Below are 23,760 nucleotides of genomic sequence, written 5' to 3' on the forward strand. Positions count from 1 at the left end.
CTAAGGATAATATTGCCCCTGATACAAGAGCTTTTTGTCCGTTTGCAATTCATAATAACGCCTTTGCTGTGGCATTTGCAAAAATAAGCCCTCCGAAAGGAGCTGCCATTGTAGATCCGCCTTCTCTTTGGGCGGCTCTAACCCCCTCGCCATCTTCCGCAAAAGCATAAATTCACTCTGCCGACTCTTTGGGCCATTTTGCTGATGTAAACCCAAAATCCAGATTTCTTCTTCCCCCTTTTGCCCCATCCACAACCAAAGTTTCCATGGCCCTTTTTGATAGAGACAAATAGGCCGCCCCAAGGCTTTACCCAAAGCTTGTTGCTTTTGTGCCGTCGATTGTAAGGGCCAGTCTTGCACCCATTGCTGAGCAGGCCAATGCTGACTCTTGAGCAAGCGCCGCTGAGGCAAAAATTGCTGCTCTTCGGGCAATTCTTCCCCCTTAATAAGGGCCGCATTGAGCTGCGCCAAATGCTGAATTTCCGCCCCCTCTTTTTCCAATTGAGCCAATTGCCGCAAAGCCGCAGCCGATTTTCCCTGCGCTTGCCAAATAATTGCCTCCGCTAACTGTATGTAGGCCCTGAGCTCCCCTTGGGCTTGCCCCCTCGCCAATTTGAGCAATTGCTCGGCCTTGAGCAATGGCTGCTCTTCTAACTCAAATAGTTCGGCCTGATGAATGAGGTAGAGCGCCTGCGCATAGCCCAAATAACTAATTAAAGGCATTTTCTCTTTTTGGGCCACCTGCCTAAAGTACGCTAGGGCCAAACCAATCCGAACCTCTGGCGATTTCCCCAAATAAATACCCGCTCCCCGCAAGCGCTCTGGCCGCTTCCAGTTGTTGTGCAATAGGTTGGGGAAAAACTGTGTTTCGGGATAAGCCTGCGCACTAAATTGTAGTTGAACCAAGGCCATATTGTGCAATATCGGACTATGCGCTAACCCCATGCTGTCTATTAAATAATGATAGCAGGCCTCCGCCTGAAGATAGCCCCCCAAACTCGCCCACTGCTGCCCCGCCTCAAAAACCTGAATCAATTCTTTGGTCTTTTCCAAGATCCCCTCATAAGCCTTTTGCCGAATGGGCAAAGGCAAATACCCCTGCAAATCAGCCGCTAATTGATATTCCGCATAGGCCTTTTCCATGAAATCAGCAATGCAGTTTTCTCCTGAAGCGTTCTGCGCCAAAGGATTAAACCCCGCCATATAAGCCCAAAAAGCCCCCTCCTGATCCGCCTGTGCCTCCTGCTGCTGCCAAAGCTGAAAGTTTTTGCCATTGGCCGCAAAGGCCGTCCGCATTTTGCCATGCTCCCGCCGATGATGACTGAGCTCATGCGCCAACAAAAAAGCTAGAGCATCCCGCCCCTTGGGCAAGCTTCTACAAAGGCTCAATAACTTCAAATCTAAGACAATCCAATTGCTGTCAGCCTGATAAAAAGCCATGCTAGCCTGCTGCCGCCATATTTTTAAACTGGGGGGATTGGGCAAATGAAGCGAAGCCAACAATTGCCGATAAATAGGATCCACATACTGATGCTCCGCACTGCTAGCCGCCAAAAACTGCTGCCCAAATAAAGAACCACTGCAAAATAGAAGAAGAACAAGAATCCGATACATCTTTCTTTTTTTTATGCCAAAATAAAGAAGGGGTTAGGCCTAAAATAATTCCATTTTAAGGATGTTGCCGCTTTTTTTTAATGCTGTTTTTGGGGCCTCCGCTGCGGCTTCGCCTTGCGGCGCTACGTTCCGCAGCTCGCTATTACTTGCTTCGCTGCGTCGGCTCCCGTTGGTCGGGTCGCTCGGCCCTGCGGCCTGACGGCCTTGGTCTGCGGCTTCGCCGCCCCCTTTCGCATCGCTAGGCCGCTCATCTTTTCGCCTTGCTTTAAATGCCTGTTTTCAGCCGTTTTGCAGTTGACTGTTTGTCCAAATCAATCTTTCTGGACCAATTGCAGCCCTGCAAATAGCTTTAAGCAGTTTCTTCGCACGGATTTGTTCGCTCAGGATAGGGCTGGGAGTGCGCCAGAGGCGTCTGCATCGATACATTTAGCTAGGGGGGAGCTGTCTAAGGCCCTATCTTTTTTTCTGGACTGCCCCTACGACAGATTAGCTAGTTTGGCTTAAAAACAAAATATTGAAAACGCTTGTATTTAAGCCCTTCTTATTTTACCTAGGGGCAAGCCCCTAGGCTAATAGTCATAGTCGCCCCCTCCTTCGAGGGGGCTTTTTGTTTGGCTCTATTGGTTAATTAGGCCCAGACGGAATTTTCTGTATTGGCCCTTAGGGGCTAAGTTTATGTTTGAAGAGCAAGCGAATAGTTGGTCGTTAAAGATTTTGTTCGCTTAACTGTTCAAGCTGAGGAGGAAAGGCGAATCCCCTCGAAGGAGGGGATGATAGATTTAATAGCCTAGGGCCTTGGCCCTTGGCCCTAGGGGTAAAATTTATATCATATAGGCCTGTGGGTTGAAACCCACAGCAAAAAGGGAGGCCATGCTAGACCTAATGAAGTGGGCCGAAGGTTAAAACCTTCAGCCCATATACGTAGAGGAAAATAGCCAGTTCTAAGGCCAAAAGATTTAAATCAATGAGGGTTTTAACCTGCAGCTATGGCCGCAGGCCAAACGGTCTAGCGATGTGCAGCAGTGGCCGTCAGGCCAGACCGAGCAGGCTTTGCCTGCGAAGGGCCGAGCGACCCGACCAACGGGAGCCGACGCAGCGAAGCAAGTAATAGCGAGCTGCGCAACGTAGCGCCCGCCGAAGGCGGGAGGCCCCAAAAAAGGCCCCTTACAGAAGCGTAAGGAGCCTAAATTATGTCTAGAATAAGGATTTTATAGATGTTCTAGGATAAGAAGAATGAGCCAGATAATAATGATGAGCGCGCCGATAAAGCCAAAGATAGAGGCGAGGAGTCCGATATCGAGAAGGCCAAAAAGGGCGCCGATAATAACGAGGAGGATACCTAGGAGCAGCAGGTTTTTCATGGGAATATCCAATTGCGTTTGTTCGGGGGCGCGTTCAGTATTTAGTTTTTTGAGTAGGAAGGCTTGTTTTTCTGCTTTAGAGAGGCCTTTCATTTCTTTGCGGTACTTTTTGCGGAGTTTGCGAAGTTTTTGGCGTTTTTGTTTTTTCGTGAGTTTTTTGCCTTGGCCTTTACCTTGGCCGAGAACGGTTTCCTGATGGAAGTTGCCTATATCGATAGCAGAAGAGGCCGCTTGCAGTTGTTGGTTGGGCAAAATGCAAAAGAGGGCGAAGATTAGAGAGAGCATGTAGTACTTCATAATTCACAATTTAGCAGTTAATAGATGTATAAACAGGGGTAAAATACAAGGAAGTTGTGAAAATAAAAGGGGGAGGCTTAAAAAGGTTGTCCGACGGCGAGGACCCAATTGAGTCGGCCCCATTTCCAGTAGACGGGTTGTCCGTCTGGGCCATAGCGTTGAATTTGGTCATTTTCGTCGGTGATATCGAAGCCGGCGGGGTTACGGACTTGCATAGCGAGGTCGAGTCGGAGGATAAAAAAGCTCATATCGAGGCGGATGCCGAGGCCGGCATCTAGGGCAAGTTCTTGCCAGAAGTTCCAGCTGATGGCGCCATTTTCTTCGGGGCTATAGGGGTAGCCTGCAAAATCTCTTTGGATGCCTTTCATCAGCCAGACATTGCCGGCATCGGCGAAGATAGCGCCGCCGATCCAGGAATTGAGCATAAAGCGGAACTCGGTATTTATTTCTAGGCGGATATCGCCCAGTTGGAATTCTGCGCCAGGTTCGGCGCGGATGCGGCCGGGGCCGAGGTAGCGCATATTCCAGCCGCGCATACTATTGGGGCCTCCTAAGTAGAATTGTCGGCTAAAGGGGACGCGATTAGAGTTGGCGTAGGGGAGGGCTGCGCCGAGCATGAGGCGGCTGGCTAGGCTATATTTTTTGGCGATACGCCAGTTGTGGCCGAGGTCTAGGTCTACTTTGCCGTATTGGGTATAGGGGATGCCAAAGAATTGGATATCGTTGTTGCTATTGATTTGGTCGAACAGCCAGACGCTAGAGCCGGTCAGTTCGAGCAGGGCTCTAAAGTAGCCGACTTGGTTTTTGCCTAGGCGAATATTGCTTCGGCTGTATTGGAAATTGCTAGCGGGGATAAAGTATCGTTCTTGGAGGGAGAGCCAGAGGCCGAGGTTACTTTCGGCTAGGCGGTCGCTAAAGGTGGCATCTAGTTGGGGTTCTAGGGTGAGGTTAATTTGGAGGGGGGACCAGCTAAAGCTTTGGTTTTTGCCTTTTTGCCAATTGTAGGAAAAGCTTGCATCGAAAGAGCTGATGCGGAAATCGCTAGCTTGTTGGAGGTAATTATAGTTGAGGTTAATTTTGCTATTGGGTTTATCTACGCCTAGGGTCCAGTTTCGGAAGCCCAGCATGCGGGGGAATTTGAGTTCGAAGCCTGTGCTAATATCGAGCAGATTAACCCAGCTGAGGAAGCCTTCGGTGGTATTGAGCACGCTATCTCGGTTGCGAATTTGGAAATCGATACCACTTTCCACATTAAAGGCGAAGGATTCGCCGCCTTTGAAGATATTTCGATTTCGGGCAGAGAGGTTAATGGCAGCGCCTAGGTTGTTACTACCGGTATTGACTTCTAGGTCTGTTCCCAATTGTAGTTTGGGGGCTTTTTGCATAAAGACATAGGCATCTAGTTCGTTGGGGTTGCCTGATTTGGAGGGGACATATTCTAGGCGGGGAAAATTAAAGACATTAAGGTCAGAGATGCGGTCGATACTTTCCTTACCAGCGTCAAAATTATAGAGACTACCATTGGTCAGTTGGACATTTCTGGAGATAGCAGCATCCTTGATGATAAAGTTTTGTTTTTTGCGTTTGGCAATTTCTTTAGCCGCCTTAATGGAGTCGGTTTCGGCGGTTTTTGCGGGTTTTCGTAGGATAGTGTGAATATGAATATCTGTGGGGCTAATTTTTTCTACCTCTTGATAAGATTTTCGGATAAAGCGTTGGCGGTAGGGGCGGAGGCTGAGTTTATAGATTTTGTTGTTGAGCGGGTTTTGGGCATAGAACTCTTGTTTGATTCGGTCTTGGTAGAAAGATTTCTTCTTTTTGAGTTGTTTTTTGGGGAAGCTAATTTTGAGTTCGCTGCGGGATATTTGTTCAATTTGGGCCCATTGGGCATTTTTGGGGGCTTTTTCTTTGGGGCTTAGGCGGAGGACATAGGGGAATTTACCTCCAGCGAGGACCAGAATACTTTTATTTTTTTGGTTAGAAATGCGGGCGAGTAGGTTTTCCTCTCCTTGTCCAAAGAGCGTCCAATAGTTTAGGCTATCGCCTTCATAGAGTTCTGTGCGGTAGAGTTGGCGATGGCCCTTATTGGGGGGGCGAAGGACCACGTAGCTACTATCCATTTGGTAGCGGCGGCTACTTTTATGGATTTCTAGTCGGGGTTCATCAAGGACAATAAACACATTGTGAATGTTATATTGTTGGTGTAGGCTACTATCTGAGGGGGGAAGTACATTGACATAAATATTGGCTCTGGGGCTTTGGGAGGGGCGGCCTTTAAAATCGAGGGTATCGGCATTGACGGTATCGGCTTCAAAGGCGATGAAGTTCCAGTTAAACTCTTGATAGCCTTGGTTGCGGATAGCATAGGTCAGGCGGGTTTTTTCTTCGAGGAAGGCGGATTTGGCTAGGGGGCTGCCTGCTTTGAGTTTAGATTTTTCTTTGCTTTGTTGGAGGATTTTGTGGATTTGTGGGTCTTGGGATTCGAAGATAACGGTATCGATAATGAGGGGGCGGCCAGTACTATAATAGTAATTGACTTTAGCTTTATAGTGATCGTATTCTACTTGGTAGCCTACTTTAGCGTCGAGAAAGCCTTGTTGAATCAGGTAATTTTGCATAGAGAGGGCGGCGTATTTGGCTTCTGCGGAATCAAATATGCTAGGGGCTTCGCCCACCTTATTGCGGAGGAATTTTCGCCAGCGGTTATCTTTAAAATAGCTAGAGTCTGGGGTTTTTGCAAAGTTGAGGGAGTCGGGGCGGATGCCGCCTTTTTCCCATTGGCCCTTTTCGTTGAGGTGGCGATAATTGGGATCATAGACATATTTGATGCGTTTTTCCTTGGCCCTGTTGTGGATCCAGAGAAAGGGGTAGCTAAAGAGAATCTTCCGATTGGGTTTTTGGCGGAGGGTGTAGAACAGATCGTAGGCGAAGAGTTCTTGTTGGTCGGCGGAGAGTTCGTAGGATTGTGGGGGGACCAGGATCGAGTCGGCGCAGAGCAGGGCGCCATCGGCTCTTTCTTTGTTCTTTTTTTTGTTTAGTTTGATCGTATTGCTGACCAAGAGTTGTTCCTCATAGACTCTTCTTTTTTTGTGTTTGGGGTTGGAGTGGGCGCGGAGGTACTTGCGATTTTGGCAGCTATGTTGGCCCAGCGCAAGGAGAATAAAAAGAGGGAGGAGGAGGCCGAGGGGCCAAGAGCGAAGAAAGGGAGCCATATTTTTGGATAGATTGCGGCGTTTTTTTTTGTAGATTGTGGCCTTTGCTTTTGGGCGGATAAAGATACATCTTTTGTAGCACTCATTTAACCGTTTAGCGGCCCGGAGGGCCGAACGGCCTAGCGATGTGCAGCAGTGGCCCGCAGGGCCAGACCGAGCGGGCGCAGCCTGCGAAGGGCCGAGCGAAGAGCGAGCTGCGCAACGTAGCGCCTGCCGAAGGCAGGAGGCCCCAAAACAGCAGCGAGCTGCGCAAGGACAACAAGGCCTTTAGGCCGCAGTTCGACGACCGAAGGGAGTAACCGCCGACGAGCGTAGCGAGGCGGAGGCCCCAAAAAATAAAAAATATATGAAAAGAATCAGTAAAAATGAGTTGAAGGCCATTAAGGGCTTGCAGCAGAAGAAACAGCGAGATTTGCAAGAGCGTTTTGTGGTGGAGGGAGAAAAAATTGTGCGAGAATTGCTTTTGCAGGATCGTTTTGTGGTAGAGGGCTTGATGGGGATTGAAGAATATTGGGCCGAATTGCCTTTTGAGGAATGGGCGCAGGAGCCGGAGCAATATGGTTTGAGTGGGAAAGAATTGGAGCGGATGTCGGGCCTGACGCAGCCGAATAAGGTTTTGGCGGTAGTGGCCAAGCGAGAAATGCCTGCTATTGAGGGATTGGATCAGGGCTTGTCTTTGGTTTTGGATCGTTTGCGAAATCCGGGCAATTTGGGGACCATTATTCGCATGGCAGATTGGTTTGGGGTGAAGAATATTTTTTGCAGTCCAGACTGTGTTGATTTTTATAACCCCAAGGTGATTCAGGCCAGTATGGGAAGTTTTTTGCGGGTGAATGTACATTATGTAGATTTGAATCAGTTGTTTGAAGATTGGGCGGAGCTGCCGCGTTATGGGGCCTTGTTGGCTGGTGAAAATGTTTATGATACGCCTTTGAAAAAGGGGGCTTTCCTATTGATTGGAAATGAGAGCCAAGGTTTATCGGAGGAATTGCAGGCGCAATTGACCCAGGCCTTGAGCATTCCGAGATTTGGAGAAGCCGAGTCCTTGAATGCGGCCGTAGCTACAGGAATATTATTAGGAGAATTTGCTGTTCGTCAGCTTTAATGGAAAAGAAAAATGGAACCGATATTTACGAATGAGGCCGTTGTTTTGGGCTTGTTGATTGTCGTTTTAGGCGCAGTCTTTTTTACCGAAAAGTTAGAGAGCAAGGGCTGGAAGCGTTTTTATACTTTTGTGCCTTCTTTGTTGCTTTGTTATTTTATTCCCGCGCTTTTGCATTATCCTTTGGGCTTGATTGCCCCGCATTATTTTGAGCAAGAGAGCTTGGAAGCCGTATTGAAGGCGGCAGAAATTGCGCCTCCAGAGGGCTGGGGGAGTTGGACCTATGAAACGGTAAAAACTTGGTTGGAGGAAGAAACCAATTTGGATAAGTCGGCTTATATGGCCACGGCCAAGCACTCTAATTTATATTTTATGGCCTCTCGTTACCTCTTGCCCGTCAGCTTGATTTTACTCTGTTTGAGCATTGATATTAAGGGCTTGGTCAATTTGGGTCCCAAGGCTTTAATTATGTTTTTTGCAGCCAGTTTGGGGATCATTTTGGGTGGACCAGCGGCTTTGTTGCTCACAAGTTATGTTGCTCCAGGTTTGGTGAACATGACGCCCGACGAGCTTTGGCGAGGATTATCTACGGTGGCGGGGAGTTGGATTGGCGGCGGTGCCAACCAAACGGCTATGAAAGAGGTCTTTGAGGTGCCCGATAACATCTTTGCTGCCATGATTGTGGTGGATGTGATTGTGGCGAATATTTGGATGGGCTTTTTGCTTTATGGCGTCAAGATTTCGGATAAGGTAGACCGCTGGCTTAAGGCCGATTCTTCGGCTATCAAAGAGTTGGAAGAGCGGGTGAGCGATTACCGAATGAGTGTGGCCCAAATGCCAACCACCTACAGTCTCTTTATTATGGCGGCGGTGGGCTTTGGCGGCTTGGCCTTGGCACATGCTGGAGCCGATTGGATCGTTCCGCTATTGACCCCTTTTGAGGAAACACTGAATGAAATTGGCCTAAGTTCTTTGCTTTCAGGCTTTTTCTGGCTGATCGTTTTGGCCACCACTTACGGCTTGGTTCTCTCCTTTACGCCCGCCCGAAAACTAGAGGGTTTGGGCGCTAGCCGTTGGGGGTCTTTGTTCATTTATATTTTGGTGGCTACCATTGGTATGAAAATGAATTTGGGCGAAGTCATTAAAAATCTCGGTCTTTTTGCCATTGGCATTTGCTGGATGTTGGTGCATGTGGGCATTTTGCTTTTGGTCGCCAAATTGATTCGCGCTCCTTTCTTTTTTGTGGCCGTGGGGAGTCAGGCCAATGTTGGAGGGGCCGCTTCTGCCCCCATTGTGGCCTCTGCTTTTAGTCCCGCCTTGGCGCCTGTAGGCGTATTGATGGCCGTTTTGGGGTATGCTTTAGGCACCTATGGGGCCATTATTTGTGCCCTGATGATGCAGGCAATAGCCACCTAAGTTGCCTATTTAAGACAAGGAAAACCCTCTCAATCTGTATAGGATGGAGAGGGTTTTTGTTTTGGGGCCTCCGCCTCGCTACGCTCGTCGGCGCTACGTTCCGCAGCTCGCTATTCGCTCGGCCCTGCGGCCTGACGGCCTTGGTCTGCGGCTGCGCCGCACTGCTGCACATCGCTAGGCCAAAAGAATAGCTTTGCCCAAGCGGTTTTTGAGGCGCTAAAACTAATAAGAGCATCAGGGATTTATAAAAAAGGAAAAGCCCAAACGTTAAAAGTAGAGAAAAAGCAAGGGAAAAAGCGGAGAAAAAATATACAAAATAGGCAAATGCTACGTTCTGAAGTTAAGCCAGCGTAAAGCAACTGCGAGCAAACTGTTAAGGTTTTTATAAGCCCTGATTGAATGTTCGCTTAATTTTTGGGCCTATGCCCAAAGATCAACTACATTTGGCCAAAATCGCAAAAAAAAAGTACAGAATCAGCCTTGGAAAACTGATTTTATTTTAAAATCAAAAGCAACTTAGATGAGCTCCCCTTTACGATTAGTTTTTCGGTATTTTGCCGTTATTCTTCTCAGCCTGTTTTGTCTGCCACAGCTTTATGCTTCGCATGGAGTAGCCGTAGACTTAACCTATGAATGTATTGATCCTGCAATAGGGCAATATCAATTTACTTTGGTCTACTACCGAGATTGTGATGGGATTACTCCCTCTGCCACCTCGCTTACTGTTTCAGGAGGAGCTGGTTGTGGAGTAAATAGTAACATTACGCTTAGTCAGGTTTCTGTAACGGATCAATCACAGCTTTGTGACCCTAGTACTTCTAGCTGTAATGGTGGAAGTCAGCCAGGGGTAGAGCAATATATCTACCAAGGTGTCGCCACAATTGGTACGGGTTGTTCTAATTTAGTCGTTAGCTTTAGTGAATGTTGTCGAACTTCGGCAATTACAAACTTAAGTAGTACAGGAACAACTTATGTAGAAACTGTAATTAACTCGAATCACCCACAATGGGGGGCGCCTTGTAACAGCAGTCCTCAATTTGGACGAATTCCAGTATTGTATACTTGTGCTGGACAGCCTGCTTTTTATAGCCATGATGCCCAAGATCCCGATGGAGACTCTTTGGTGTTTTCTATTTCTGAGCCTTTGGATGGAGCTAGCAGTAGTATTGCCTATAGTGCTGGTTTTTCTTCTACAGAGCCTTTTTGTACAAATAATACCTTTACTTTAGATCAAAGTACAGGACAGATTGCATTTACGCCTTGTGCCAACCAATCACAGTATGCTGTGGTTGGATTTACTATTGAAGAGTATCGCAATGGAACGTTGATCAATACAACGAGAAGAGAAGTTGTTATCGTAGTATTGAATAACTGTACAAATACCTCTTCTCAGGTAGATAGTTTTACTGTGAACCAAGGGGTGTTGGATACTACAGGTTTAGTTGCCGCTATCAATGTTTGTGGTGGAAACCAATTAGACCTCTGTCTTAATGTTTCGGACCCAGATGTTGTTGATTCTTTGTCAATTAGCTCTAATGTTGGAAGCATAATTCCTGGTGCAACTTATACTGTTACCTACCCTACCGCCAACTTTAATGAGGCGATAGTGTGTTTTACTATTCCAACAGATAGTGTTGCCACAGGATCTTATACCTTTGTTACTTTTATAGAAGATAATGCCTGTCCTATTTCAGCTCAGCAGGCTATATCTTACCGATTAGATTTGGAGAACCTGCAATTAGAGCTCAGTAAGGAGTTTATTTGCCCCAATAGTATAGATACAATTGGATTAGAGGCAATTGGTTTTGGTGGCGCATCGGCTCCAGGGACTTATTCTTGGTCTCCAGCTGCGCTCTTTGATAACCCCAACGTCTATAATCCGACTGCTTATGTTTTAGATACAGTGGATCTCATTTGTACTTATACAGATGGTTCATGTGTACAGCATGATACCGTAGAAGTTAGTGCACCTTTTCCAGCTGTAATCAATCCGATTCCTGATGTAACGGTTTGTAATGGAAACTCTGCACAAGTATTTGCTTCTGTTCAGCCTGGCCCTGGGCCACAATCTTTTACACTTAGTGGAACAGCAACCATTCAGCCTGACTCGATTTTAGATATTCCTATTAACACTTCTGGAATTGCTCCTGTAGATATCCTATCTACTTCTATTCAGTCTGTTTGTTTAGATATGAGTTGTGGAAATGGTTTTATAAGAGATCTTAATCTCTTTCTCATTTCTCCTACAGGCTGTGTTCTTCCTTTGATGAATGGTCAGGGAGGGATTAACGATAAGGCATTAGCAGGGGTTTGCTTTACACCAGATGCTACTCAAGCTATTACTGCTTACAACACGCCCTTCTCAAATATTCCTGATAACTCTAGCTTTATTCCTGTAGGAGCCAATGGATTTGGTGGATTGAATGGCTGTGCGGCTAATGGACAGTGGGTGTTGCGGATTCAGCATAACCTTGCCCCTAGTTTAGGTGGAGTACCTTGTACTGTAACTAATTGGAGCATTACCTTCAATGACCAATCTGCAGCTAGTTTCTATTGGTCACCTAACTATAATATTAGCTGTACAAATTGTGATAGCAGTATTATTTCACCAACTGTAGATACACAATATCAGGTTATCGCTCAGAATACCTTTGGATGTAGTGATACGACTAGCTTTAATGCAATAATTGATACTGCTTATCCAGCACCTATCATTGTTTGTGATTCTGTTACAGCTACTGATGTATATTTTTCTTGGCAGCCTATTTTTGGCTCAGGTGGATATAGCATCAGTGTAAATGGAGGGCCAGCTTTTACACAGGCAGTTACTAATACAACTTATTCTGTGGGTGGCCTTACCCCAGGACAATGTGTAGATTTGACTATCTATGCACTTTCTGGAGGAAGCTGCGCTGATGGACCTTCTACAACCCATTCTTGTTGTGCTTCGGGTTGTATTAACCCAATTACCTCTAGTACGCCCGCAAGTTGTAATGGCGCTTCAGATGGTACAGCTACAGTAGCTTTGACCTTTGCTACACCTCCTATTGTTTATCAGTGGGATGCTGCTGCTGCTAATCAAACAACATCAACAGCTACAAACTTAGCGGCGGGAAGCTACTCGGTAACTATTTCAGAAGGTACGGGTTGTACAGCTACCGCAACAGTAGTTGTCTCAGAGCCTACGGTTTTGCAAGTGACAAATGCAGTTAGTTCTAACTATAATGGTCAAGATGTTTCTTGTGCTACTGCCTCAGATGGAGAGGCCACCGCTACAGTTAATGGAGGTACAGCCCCTTACACTTATGTTTGGTCCAATGGTCAAGTATCGTCAACTGTTACTAACCTTACTGCGGGCATAGCTTGTTGTTTGACAGTAACAGATAATAATGGATGTACAGCTACAGATTGTATTACGCTTACAGCTCCCACACCAATTAGCGCAACAACTACAACAACAGATGTAAATTGTTTTGGTGGTGCTGATGGTACAGCCTCGGTAACAGCAATAGGAGGAACCGTTGCTGTAGATTATAGTTATAGCTGGAGCACTTCTCCAATGCAAACTACAGCTACTGCCACGGGCTTAGCAGCAGGAACTTATACCGTAACCATTACAGATGATAATGGTTGTAGCATAACAGAAACCGCTACAGTTATAGAACCAACAGCTACTGTAACAGCTACTGCTGGAGTAATTTCAAATTATAATGGCCAAGATATCAGTTGTGCAGGTAGCTGCGATGGAGAAGCAGAAGTATTTCCTACAGGGGGGACACCTGCTACTACGGGATATTTATACCTATGGCCTAATGGTCAAACAACGGCTATTGCAACGAACTTATGTGTAGGTACTTATAGTGTAACGGTAACAGATAGCTTAGGCTGCTCTGCTGTTACTTCTGTAACACTAACAGAACCTATCTCATTGCAATCTAATATGCAAAGTAGTACAGATGTAAGCTGTAATACAGGATCTGATGGTACTGCTACTGTAGCAGTAACAAATGGTACCGCTCCTTATACTTATAACTGGAGTGATATTTTGGGACAGGCTACAGCTACAGCAACAAACCTTAGTGCAGGTCAATATTTTGTAACAATTACTGATATCAATGGCTGCCAAACGTTAGACTCTGTAGTTATTGGTGAACCTACTGCGGTAAGTGTTTCTTTGGCGGTAAACTCAAACTACAATGGTCAAGATGTAAGTTGTAATGGAAGTAGTAATGGAGAAGTTATTGCCACAGCTGCAGGAGGTACTAGTGGTTATACATATTTATGGGATGCCAATACTGGAAATCAAACTACAGCCGCAGTTACTGGCTTATCGGCAAATACGCCCTATTGTGTAACAGTTACTGATGCAAATGGCTGTACAACTACAGATTGTATTACACTTACTGAGCCTACAGCTTTAACAGGCACAACAACTACTACCGATGCGCTTTGTTTTGGTGGAGCTGATGGTACTGCTACTGTGGTATTAGCAGATGGAACGGCTCCTTATACTTATTTATGGAGTGACGCAAGTGCTCAAACTACACAGACTGCTACTGGCTTAGCAGCAGGGAGTTATAGTGTGACTTGTGAAGATATAAATGGTTGCCAAATTGTTCTTACAGCTATAGTAGGAGAACCTGCTACTGCAGTTAGTGCAACTACAACTACTACCGATGCGCTTTGTTTTGGTAGTGCTGATGGAACAGTTACAGTTTTGCCTGTGGGAGGAACAGCTCCTTACACTTATTTATGGGATGCAACTACTGGAGGCCAAACTACACAAACGGCTATTGGTCTAGCTACTGGAACTTATTGTGTGACAGTAACTGATGCACATGGTTGTACATTTACAATTTGTGAGACAGTAGCAGATGGGATTGCTATCCAGTTAGCTACGACAACAACAGCAGCTCTTTGCTTTGGCAGTGCAGATGGTAGTGCGACAGTAACTGCAACTGGAGGAGCCTCTGGCTACAGCTATCTTTGGTCTACAGCTGCATCGAGTCAAATTACAGCAACAGCTACTGGCTTAGTAGCAGGTTCTTATGATGTGACCGTGACAGACGCCAACGGTTGCGCTGTGGATACAACTGTGGTTGTAAATGAGCCTACTGCGTTGACAAATCCCACATTCAATAGTACAACAATTAGCTGTAATGGCTTGACCGATGGAACAGCAACAGTTAGTACTACAGGAGGTACTCAACCTTATACATACCTTTGGGATAATGGACAGACGACACAAACAGCAACAGGTCTAGCTTCAGGTATGGAGTCCGTAACTATTACAGACGCTAATGGCTGTTTTATTATTGATAGTGTAAATATTACTGAACCAACGCCAATTGTTTCTACTCTAGTAGCTGATTCGATCAGCTGTTATGGACTTAACAATGGACAGATTACAGCAACAACAACGGGTGGTCAACCCCCTTATACATACAACTGGTCTAATAGCCAATCAGGCTTCCAAATCAGTAACTTGTTAACAGGCCCTTATGATGTGACAGTAACTGATGCTAATGGTTGCTCAGTAACTTTAAGTGCCTTTGTTGGTGAACCTGCTTCGGCTGTTGTGGTAAATATCATTAACCCTGTGAATCCTATTTGCGCAGGAGATAGTGATGGAGAAATGACAGCAGATGCGTTGGGGGGAACGCCCAACTACACTTTTGTCTGGTCTGATGGACAAACTACTGCTACTGCAGATGGTTTGGCACCAGATACATACGCTGTAACTGCTACAGATGCTAGAGGTTGTATGGCTTCTGCTTCAGCTACTATTACAGCACCATCTCCAATCGTACTCAACGTCCAACAATACTCTAATTACAATGGAGCAGCGATTAGCTGTCCAGGAGCCTCGGATGGAGCGGCACAGGTGACGGCCAGTGGAGGCGTATCGCCTTATGTATATGCATGGTCTGGTCCACAGGCGCAGAATGGTACGCTTGCGACGAACTTGGCGGCAGGGACTTATGCGGTAACGGTGACGGATGCCTCTGGCTGTACGGCAATAGATAGTATTAGTTTGGCGGATCCTGTACCTTTGGATGCGACAATCCAGCAGGTGAATGTCTTTTGTGCCAATGATTGTGATGGACAGATTATCGCTACGGCCGTATCTGGCACAGGAACGCTAGGTGTTAATGGCTATGAATACCGAATATTAGGTCCTGGTCAAACGGGTAATGTATTCAGTAGCAATAATAACTTTACGGGCCTTTGTGCAGGGACTTACACGGTAGAGGTTCGTGATGGGAATAACTGTGTGTTGCCTGTATCGGTAACGATTACGGAGCCAACAGCCATACAGTTGAGTCTGAGTGATACAGATGTGTCTTGTTCAGGAGGTAGCGATGGAACGGCTACGGTAAGTGCAACAGGCGGAACGGCTCCATATAGCTACAACTGGGATAATGGGATGACTGCTGCGACGATTACAGGCCTATTGGCGGGTACTTATGAAGTGACGGTAACGGATGCGAATGGCTGTGATATGGTATCGACTACAGAAGTAGAAGAGCCAGCAGCGTTAACAGCGAGTATGAGTGGGAATGAACCTAGCTGTAATGGAAGTACAGATGGAACTGTAGCCGTAATGGTTCAAGGAGGTACGCTTCCTTACACTTACTTCTGGTCAGATGGCCAAGGAACGGCTACGGCCGTGGGCTTGTCAGCGGGCACACATAGTGTGACGGTAACAGATGGGAATGCTTGTCAGCTTGTAGAAAGCTATGTTCTAGGCGAGCCTACATTGCTGACAACCAGCATTACGACTAATGCGGCAGCCTGTGCTGGAGCGAATAGTGGAAGTGCAACAGCGGTACCGACAGGAGGCACGGCCCCATATACTTACCTTTGGTCAGATGGTCAAACGACAGCGACTGCGACGAACTTGGCGCCAGGTGCTTATTCGGTAGTGGTTGTGGATAGCCAAGGCTGTTCGGTAACGGATCAGGTTTTATTGCAAAATCCCGATCCAGTAGTATTGAGCTTTGTCTCAAGTGTGAATCCGAGCTGTCATGGAGATATGGATGGAAGTGCAACGGTAGTTGCTACAGGAGGGGCAGCCCCCTATAGCTATGCTTGGCCCAATGGCGAGATGACAGCTAGTGCTACAAGTTTAGCAGGCGGACAGCATACGGTAACGGCTACAGATGCGAATGGTTGTAGTACGACCTTAACGGTGAACTTGGTAGAGCCCGCGCTCTTGGTTGTCGATACGATTCGGACGACAGGGGTGAATTGTAAAGGGGGCTCAGATGGTACAGCGACGGCCTTCTTGACAGGGGGAACGCTACCTTATAGCTTTGCATGGTCCAATGGCATGACGGGTCAAAGTATTAGCGGTTTGGCCGCAGGTACTTATGTGTTGACGGTAACGGATGCGAATGGTTGTCAGACGCTTAGTCAGGTGATTGTCATGGAGCCAACAAGTGCTTTAGTAGCGACATTGAATACAGCAGATGCCCTATGTTTTGGAGGTGCTTCTGGTCAAATTACGGCCATTGTGAGTGGGGGTACGCCCAATAGTAATGGAGACTATACTTATGCTTGGTCGAATGGAGCGAGTACAGATGTAAACTCGAACTTGAGTATAGGAACCTATAGTGTGACAATCACGGATGGGAATGGCTGTTCCGTGGTCCGTACAGCAACAGTGAACGAGAGTTCAGGAATCACGAGCCAGATCGTGAATGTAACGGATGCCAGTTGTGCAGGTAGCGCAGATGGAAGTGCACAGGTAACAGCTTCAGGGGGAACAGGGACCTTGAGCTATCAGTGGTCAGATCCCTTGGGTCAGACGACGAATGTAGCGACGGGTCTATCTGCAGGGACTTATTATGTGAGTGTAACGGATCTGAATGGCTGTACGCAGGTAGATACGGCTGTAGTGGGAGAGGCCTTGGCCTTGAGCATTACGGTAGCGATAGAAGATGCCTCTTGTTATGGAGAGTCTACAGGTTCTATAAGCATAACGAACTCGAATGAGCCTTTGCAGGCGAGCTATTGGAGTAATGGCGTTGTAGGAACGAGCATTACGAATGTAGCGGCAGGCGAGTACGAAGTAGTGGTCCAGTCGATCAATGGTTGTGTGGATAGCTTTAGCTATGTGGTAGGCGAGCCTTCGGAATTGTCGGTGAGCTTGAACCAAGTACGGGCAGTAGATTGCTACAATAACAGTACAGGCGCCTTAGGTTCTACAGTAGAAGGCGGAATATCACCTTATGTTTATATCTGGTCGAATGGGTTGGCAACGCCAAGCTTAGACAGCATAGCTGCGGGCAACTATACGCTTAATGTGGAAGATGCGAATGGCTGTAAGGCAGATACGAGCATCAATTTGGCGAATCCGACGGAAGTAGGTATTGGCAACCTCAGTATTAGAGGCGTAGCCTGTGTGGATGATGCGAACGGAAGTATCCAAGTAGATGGAATTGGTGGCTCGACCCTATTGGGGGGCTACACTTACAGTTTGGATAGTGTAAACTTTACAGGAGGCAATCTTTTTGTTGGTTTGGAGTCGGGAATTTATCCTTTGTATATCCGAGACAATAATGGTTGTATGTATGATACGCTAGTAACAGTAGAGGCGGCAGATCCATTCTTCCTGACGAGCTTTGGTCCAGCCTTAGATTCAGGCGAAGTGGAGTATGTGTTGGAGTATGGAGATACGTTGACGCTATTTGCAGACTTGAATGATACGACTGGGGCGATTTGGGCTTGGACAGAGATTAACTCTGGGGCATTGGTGGATAGCAGTTTGACGACTTCACTGACGCCTTATGATGCGGGCATTTATCAGTTTACGGCCACGAATGCTTCGGGCTGTGTTCAGGATAGCTCGATTGTGGTGAAGATGGTTAAACCTAGAAATGCAGCAGCCCCTACGGCCTTTACGCCGAACAGTGATGGGAATAATGATCGTTTCTTTGTTCAAGCTGATGAAAAGGTAGAGCAGATTCTAAGCTTTAGAGTCTATGACCGCTGGGGCGAATTGGTGTATGAGGGCTTGAACCTTGATCCGAATGATCCTTTACAGGGTTGGGATGGTAGCTTTAAGGGCAAACCAATGAACTCTGGAACCTTTGCTTGGTCTGCAGAAGTGCTCTATATTGATGGAGAGACGACTGTGATTAAGGGCGCAGTGAATTTGCTTCGCTAGTTAGCGGAAGGAATTAAATAGATAAAGGGCTGTCGGAAAATCCGACAGCCCTTTTTTTGTGGAGGATGGGCCCGAAGGGGGCATGTCATGCTGGGCGCTTTGGCCCTTGGGCCAAAGGAGGCCAGCCCCCAGGCGGAGGCGGCGGAAGGGAAGGCTGAACTTGAAATGGAATATATTGAGGGGCAGACTAGGTTAAAAGCAGGGGAGGAGGTGGCCGCCGCCTACCGCCGGCCGGGCTGCGCTTGGCGCGAGCCTGCGAAGCTTGAAGGCGCTTTAGCGGCTTTTAGCTGAGCAGTGGGGCGGATTGGCCTAGGGGCCTGTAGGGGTGGCCGCAGGCCAGACCAAGGCGCAAAGCGCCGCAGGGCCGAGCAGGCTTGCGAGCCCCGAAAGGGCCCGGCCGCCAAAGGCGGCAGGCCCCAAAAAAAAGAGACCCTTAAAAAGAGTCTCTTGTATAAAAAGTAGGGAATAACTTGCTTACAATAGTCCTAAGAACGTACGGAAGGGATCATCGCTGATGGGAGCAAAATCACTATCCATAGGATCTTTAACTTTATCTACCTTAGCACTATTGGCAGCAATTTGAGTTAAAATAGGTTGTTTGGCCTTAATCTCAGCAACCACCTTATTAAGTTCTTGTACTTCGGCCTCTTCTTGAGCTTCGGCCAAAGCAGCTTGGGCATTGGCAAGATAAGCTGTTAAGTTGACCGTATTGATGACTTTAAGGCCAGATTGGACAGTTTGAATTAGGGCATCTGTGATTACTGTAGAGCGGATATCCTGTAAAGGTTGCTCGAGCTCGGCAATAACAGGGTTAATTGTTTTAATCAACTCTTGACCATTTTCGATAAGGGCTGCTAGACGCAAGGCTAGGCTATTGTCTTCTATGGTCGTTTCTGGGCTAGCCGCAGCTACTGCAGCTCCTGCTGCGGCAGCTTGCTCAATACTATCGACAAAATAAGCTTGAAGCTTACACTTTTTGAGGATCGTTTTATTGAGGGCTTTAAGGACCGCTGGTTTTTGTCCCTTGCCAATTTCTGCTAAGAGTTGAAGGTTACCTTCTGGATCTAAGGTGCATTGACCTGCAACAAAAGAGGCTGATTTCTTTTGTTCTTTAATATAGGCTTTCCATGGCGAGGGAACTCCTGCTCCAATGTACATGAGTGGAGCTTTTTCTTCACCAAAATCAAATTCGGTATCATAAAAAAACTTGAGTGGAGCAGAAAAGTCGCCTTTAACAGCTTGCTTGAGTAGTTTAATATTAAAATCTTGTCCTTTCTCTTTTAAGAAATCAGGACTTTTAAATTTCGCTTTCATGATTGGTTAATTTAAGAGGGATGAGGCATTAAAATTGGGCATAATCAGCTTTTAGCTGTTCTAGTTCTTCTGCGTTAAGGGGCTCCATGTTAATGGTCTTTGTTGTTAAGCCTGAAAACTTATCGCTAAAGAATTTTTGCATATCCTCAATAAAGGGATACTCAACTACCCATTCGCCTTTGCTGATGTCAAACTCCTTGGCCGGGAAGGGCACGTCTTTCTTCTGGAAAGGGATATGAGCGTGTACCTTAGCTGCACGCTCTACATTTAAAATGACTAATTCACTACCTTTTTCAGGATATTGCAATTTGGCTTCAGCAGGAATGCCAATGCTATCCAAAATCGCTTTGATAATGGCCGTTGCACCAATAGCAAATTCTAAATACCCTTTGAAGCTTAGTCCGCCTTTAAGCTCAGCATCAAAGGCAAAGTTAGTTGCAGCAGCAATATTCCCTTTATTTAAACTTACTGCAGCCTCGCCACTTACTCCTGCCTCTGCAGCCAATACAGCTCTAGCAGAAGCTTTGACAATCTTCAATATAGCGACATAAATTCCTAAAAAGGCTTTGGCTTCTGCTGTAGCCGAGGCACCAATAGTACCACTAACTACTTTTTCAATATTGGCATCTAAAAAGTTGTGTAGCGTTAAATCTCCACCAACCTCAAAAGCAGCTTTAAAGGCTGCCCCCAACTCTAGACCAGCATCTACAAATCCAACATCAAATAGAGGGACATCTAAATTTACTTCATAGTCAGGAGTCGATATTTTATACTTCAATAAATCTCCTGTCGAAATTGTGGGTTGTTTTCCCTCTTCTGTAGCTTTTCCATTGGCTTTTTCAATCAAGTACTTTCCTGCAGTAGCCCCAAAGTTTTCATAAGCCCAGTTGGCTAAGCCAAAAGTCTTGCGAATCCAGTCAATTTGCTTGGGAACTTCTTTAGCTTCTACCTGATCAATAATCGCTTGGGCATGTTCTGGATCAGCTTCTTTAAATGCTGCTTTCAAAGCTTTGAGGTACTTGAACTCTAACTCTTTTAGTTTGGCTTTGATGCTGCTGTCTGCTTGTCCCTTTTTGGCCAAACTATCAACTATACTAGGCAAACTATCCTTAAACTCATCGCACTTTTTTAATGTGCCATTAGGCTCATGGGCCTTTCCATATAGTAAGGCTAAGCCAAAAGAATCTTTTAATGGCCCAAGATTATCTTTAGTGAGCTTTTTTAAGGAGCCTTTTGTAGCTGAACGAGTGAAGAATCCCTCACTATGATGATAATTTTCGGCCGCATCCTTAAACTGGGCAACCAACATATCAATATCAGCCTGCTGAAGGTATCTGTAGTCAACAGCTTTTAAACTACTCAAAAATTGCTTGAGGTAGTTGGTCGCCATGATAAGCGCCTTCTTTTTATCCAAATTACCCTCACTAGCTACCATTTTCTCTAGTGTCTTGAGTAGCTGTGCTGTATTAGTAGCAACAAAAACCTTATCCTCCTTGATTTCCCGCTCTATCATCGTTCGATGAAGGGCATAACTCACAAATGGAGATTTTACAGCATTGAGCTTGTCACCCAGAGCCTCATCTACATAAGCCTGTATAAAGGTTTCCTTAGACCGAATCTCATTTTCTACTTCCTTGGCCTTTAGTAACACATCAGTAAAAGCTTGGCCCACATTAGGGGCCTGTTTGAGCTTTTCTGCTGTATTTTCTTTCAAGTAGTTTTCTAACTCCTGCAGCTTTTGCTGAATCTTGCCTTTCTCTGTTTGGATTTTCCCATCCAAATCTTGCTTACAGCTATTCAAATAAGTCTTTAACTTATTCGCAGCCGTCTCAAATTCTTGCAGCTTGGCTGCAAATGTTTTTACTTCTTGGCTCATAATGTAATCTAATTTTAAATGGGCTAGTTGCTCCGCCTAGCCATCAAATGGGGAATGTTAATTAGGTATTTATTTCGGCAATAGCGGCCTCGATGGCCGGCATATAGTTTAAGGCCAAAGCCTTGTTATTCAATTTCTCTAATTGATCCGCTGAAGGCTGCTCTACTGGATAGTAGTACTTCGCCGCCGAATCGATCTCCAAAACAGGATAGTGCAAAAGTAACTCTCCCTCAAAGAAAGAAATACGCATACTGGCCGAACTGCCTCCCTTTACGGGCTGGACCTCTAACAAAATAGCATGCTCTGACTCTACCTCTACACTGTAATAAGCCTCTAAGGGAACTTCAGCACCATTTTCAAAAAAGAGTAAACCCTCTGCAGTAATGATAAGCAATTCCTTAGACATGTTGTCTAATACTTGCTTACTCAAAAATGCAGGCAATTCTAATAACTCTTTTTCAGAGGCCTCTATGAACTTAGCCATATTGGGCGCCCAAAGCCGACCAAATGCTTGCTGCAAAATAGGCGATTTGGCATTGCGCACAAATTCGGCCTCATATTTAGCTCTGATTTTTTCACTGCTGTTTTCCCGCACTTTCTTTAATTGCTCCGGATACTTTTCTTGCAAATACTGCCCCGCCTTAGCATATCCATACTGATCCGCCTTGATGAGCATTTTTACAGAATTATTGCGATCACTGTTTTTATTGTAGACTACGCCCAAATGATAGTAGAGCTCAGCCATTCCCATGCTACCAGTAACTTTAATCGCTGCCGTCAAATCCGCCGCAGCTCGATCATATTGCTTGGCTTTGGCAAATAATAATCCTCTCGCTTTAAGCAAGCGACTAGCTGCACCATCCAACTTTAAGGCCTGACTGTAATCCTGTAAAGCCCCTTTGAGATCCTTCAATTGCTCCTTGGCCTCTGCTCGCATCTCAAAATATAAAGGCTGCTCTTCCTGATCAATTAAAGCATCATAATCAGCTACCGCTTTATTCCATTCCTCAGCCTGCACCAAACGATAAGCCCGCTTCTTTAAAACGGTCGTTTTCTCTTTTTCAGTCAACGCTAAAGCCATCGCTTTGTCATATAGCGCAATAGCCGCCTGATGATCCGGCTCTATAGCCGCTAAGTTCAAGATGTAAATGACCTCCGTTGGCAAATGCTGATGCAAAAGTGCCAAACTCTCCTTGAGCTGCTCTTTGTAAGCCGAATCTGTTTGGTATAGTCCTAAACGAAGCTTCTCAATGTTTGCCTGAAACTTTTCCTTCGGAAAATACTCCTCCAAAAAAGCTAAAGCTTCCGCTGTCGATTTAGACTTCTGATAGAGGTCAACCACCGCTACAGCAATTTGCTCTTGCTCATTCTGAGCCAAATTCTTGCCCTCCATCGCTTTCTGATAATGCACTAAAGCAGTATCATAATCTAACTGCGCCAACAAAATATCACCCAAATAAGAATGCGCCTTGGCATGGGCCGAATCTATGTCCAAAATCTGCTGAAGATACTCTTTGGCCGTAAATTTACTGCCCGTCAAAACCTCCTGCTCAGCCAACTGAAGCAAAACAGCCGTATTCTGAGGCGCTTTTTCTTTGGCCTTGAATAAAAAATATTCATAGTCATCAGTATTCTGACTCGCCTTGGCCGCCTTAGCCAATAGTAAAAAGAAGTCGACATCCGTCTCGTCCTCATACTCAAAAATTAAGGGAGCCGCCTGATCTACTAAGGCCTCAAATTCTTGCTGCTCAAATAGTTGCTCTAAAGCAGCCCTTTTTTCTGCAAAACTCATGGAGTTGTCGTTTTAGGGTTCACAAAATGGAGGAAAATCTACTAGTTCTAAATTATTCAATCTTGTTTGTGACAAGGCTTTTAATTTATTCGCTAATAGCCGCTTATAAGATAGCCTTTTTTAAGAATCTATTGCCCTTTTCTATTTAAGGAGTTTACTTTTTTGGGGCTGCCCCTCGCTGCGCTCAGGTCGGGCTATGTCGCAGCTCGCTATTCGCTCGGCCCTGCGGCCTGACGGCCTTGGTCTGGCCCTGGGGGCCACTGCTTTCTATCCCTCAGCCGCTCATCCATTTTTTTTAGCTGGGCTTTTTTCTTCGGCGGCTTTGCTTCTTGCCCCTAATATCTCGACAGAAGAACCCCCTGAATGCTCCCGAAAATCAGGCTACTTATCAAAAGAAGTAGCCAATCCCTCCCGATGGGTAAGGGAACCCCTCCTGAGCGCTAGGCCAGAAAAAAGGAGGACCAAAACCATAGTTTTGATCCTCCTCTCTCTATTATAACAGAAACTTTCAAGCCTTAAATTTATGGGCCTTCTCTTTATACTACTTATCTAAACGGTTTTGCAGGCCCAGAGGGCTGCAGGCAATAGCCAGATTTAATCGCAC

The 23,760-nt window shown here is 46.1% G+C and carries 9 protein-coding genes; 3 read left to right on the plus strand and 6 right to left on the minus strand.

The genetic code is table 11. The features are described 5' to 3' along the window. The 3 genes from PPO43_RS10280 to PPO43_RS10290 all read right to left on the minus strand — a co-directional run bounded on the left by PPO43_RS10280 (position 1) and on the right by PPO43_RS10290 (position 6,484). Complete coding sequence (locus tag PPO43_RS10280; protein ID WP_272617476.1) at positions 1-1,614, minus strand: M48 family metalloprotease; 1,614 nt, start codon at positions 1,612-1,614, stop codon at positions 1-3. 1,208 nt (positions 1,615-2,822) lie between these two features. Continuing rightward, a complete protein-coding gene (locus tag PPO43_RS10285) occupies positions 2,823-3,272 on the minus strand; it encodes a hypothetical protein (RefSeq protein ID WP_272617478.1) in 450 nt (149 codons plus the stop codon). A gap of 77 nt (positions 3,273-3,349) precedes the next feature. Next, a complete protein-coding gene (locus PPO43_RS10290) occupies positions 3,350-6,484 on the minus strand; it encodes a BamA/TamA family outer membrane protein (protein ID WP_272617480.1) in 3,135 nt (1,044 codons plus the stop codon). A 346-nt stretch (positions 6,485-6,830) separates the two neighbouring features. Here PPO43_RS10290 and PPO43_RS10295 point away from each other — a divergent pair, with 346 nt between their 5' ends. The 3 genes from PPO43_RS10295 (at position 6,831) to PPO43_RS10305 (ending at position 18,174) form a co-directional block, all read left to right on the plus strand. After that, positions 6,831-7,589 (plus strand): TrmH family RNA methyltransferase, encoded by a 759-nt coding sequence (locus PPO43_RS10295; protein ID WP_272617482.1) that lies wholly within the window; start codon positions 6,831-6,833, stop codon positions 7,587-7,589. 12 nt (positions 7,590-7,601) lie between these two features. Further along, entirely contained in the window at positions 7,602-9,002 is a 1,401-nt protein-coding gene (locus PPO43_RS10300; RefSeq protein ID WP_272617485.1) for a DUF819 family protein, read from the plus strand. A gap of 520 nt (positions 9,003-9,522) precedes the next feature. Beyond that, entirely contained in the window at positions 9,523-18,174 is an 8,652-nt protein-coding gene (locus PPO43_RS10305) for a gliding motility-associated C-terminal domain-containing protein (RefSeq protein WP_272617487.1), read from the plus strand. A gap of 474 nt (positions 18,175-18,648) precedes the next feature. Here PPO43_RS10305 and PPO43_RS10310 read toward each other — a convergent pair whose 3' ends face one another. The 3 genes from PPO43_RS10310 to PPO43_RS10320 all read right to left on the minus strand — a co-directional run bounded on the left by PPO43_RS10310 (position 18,649) and on the right by PPO43_RS10320 (position 23,156). Further along, a complete protein-coding gene (locus PPO43_RS10310; protein WP_272617490.1) occupies positions 18,649-19,488 on the minus strand; it encodes a hypothetical protein in 840 nt (279 codons plus the stop codon). 28 nt (positions 19,489-19,516) lie between these two features. Next, positions 19,517-21,364 (minus strand): hypothetical protein, encoded by a 1,848-nt coding sequence (locus PPO43_RS10315; RefSeq protein WP_272617492.1) that lies wholly within the window; start codon positions 21,362-21,364, stop codon positions 19,517-19,519. Between the two features lie 61 nt (positions 21,365-21,425). Next, entirely contained in the window at positions 21,426-23,156 is a 1,731-nt protein-coding gene (locus PPO43_RS10320; protein ID WP_272617494.1) for a tetratricopeptide repeat protein, read from the minus strand. Positions 23,157-23,760: the final 604 nt, after the last annotated feature.

Source organism: Saprospira sp. CCB-QB6 (assembly GCF_028464065.1).
In the GTDB taxonomy this organism is placed as follows: Bacteria; Bacteroidota; Bacteroidia; order Chitinophagales; family Saprospiraceae; genus Saprospira.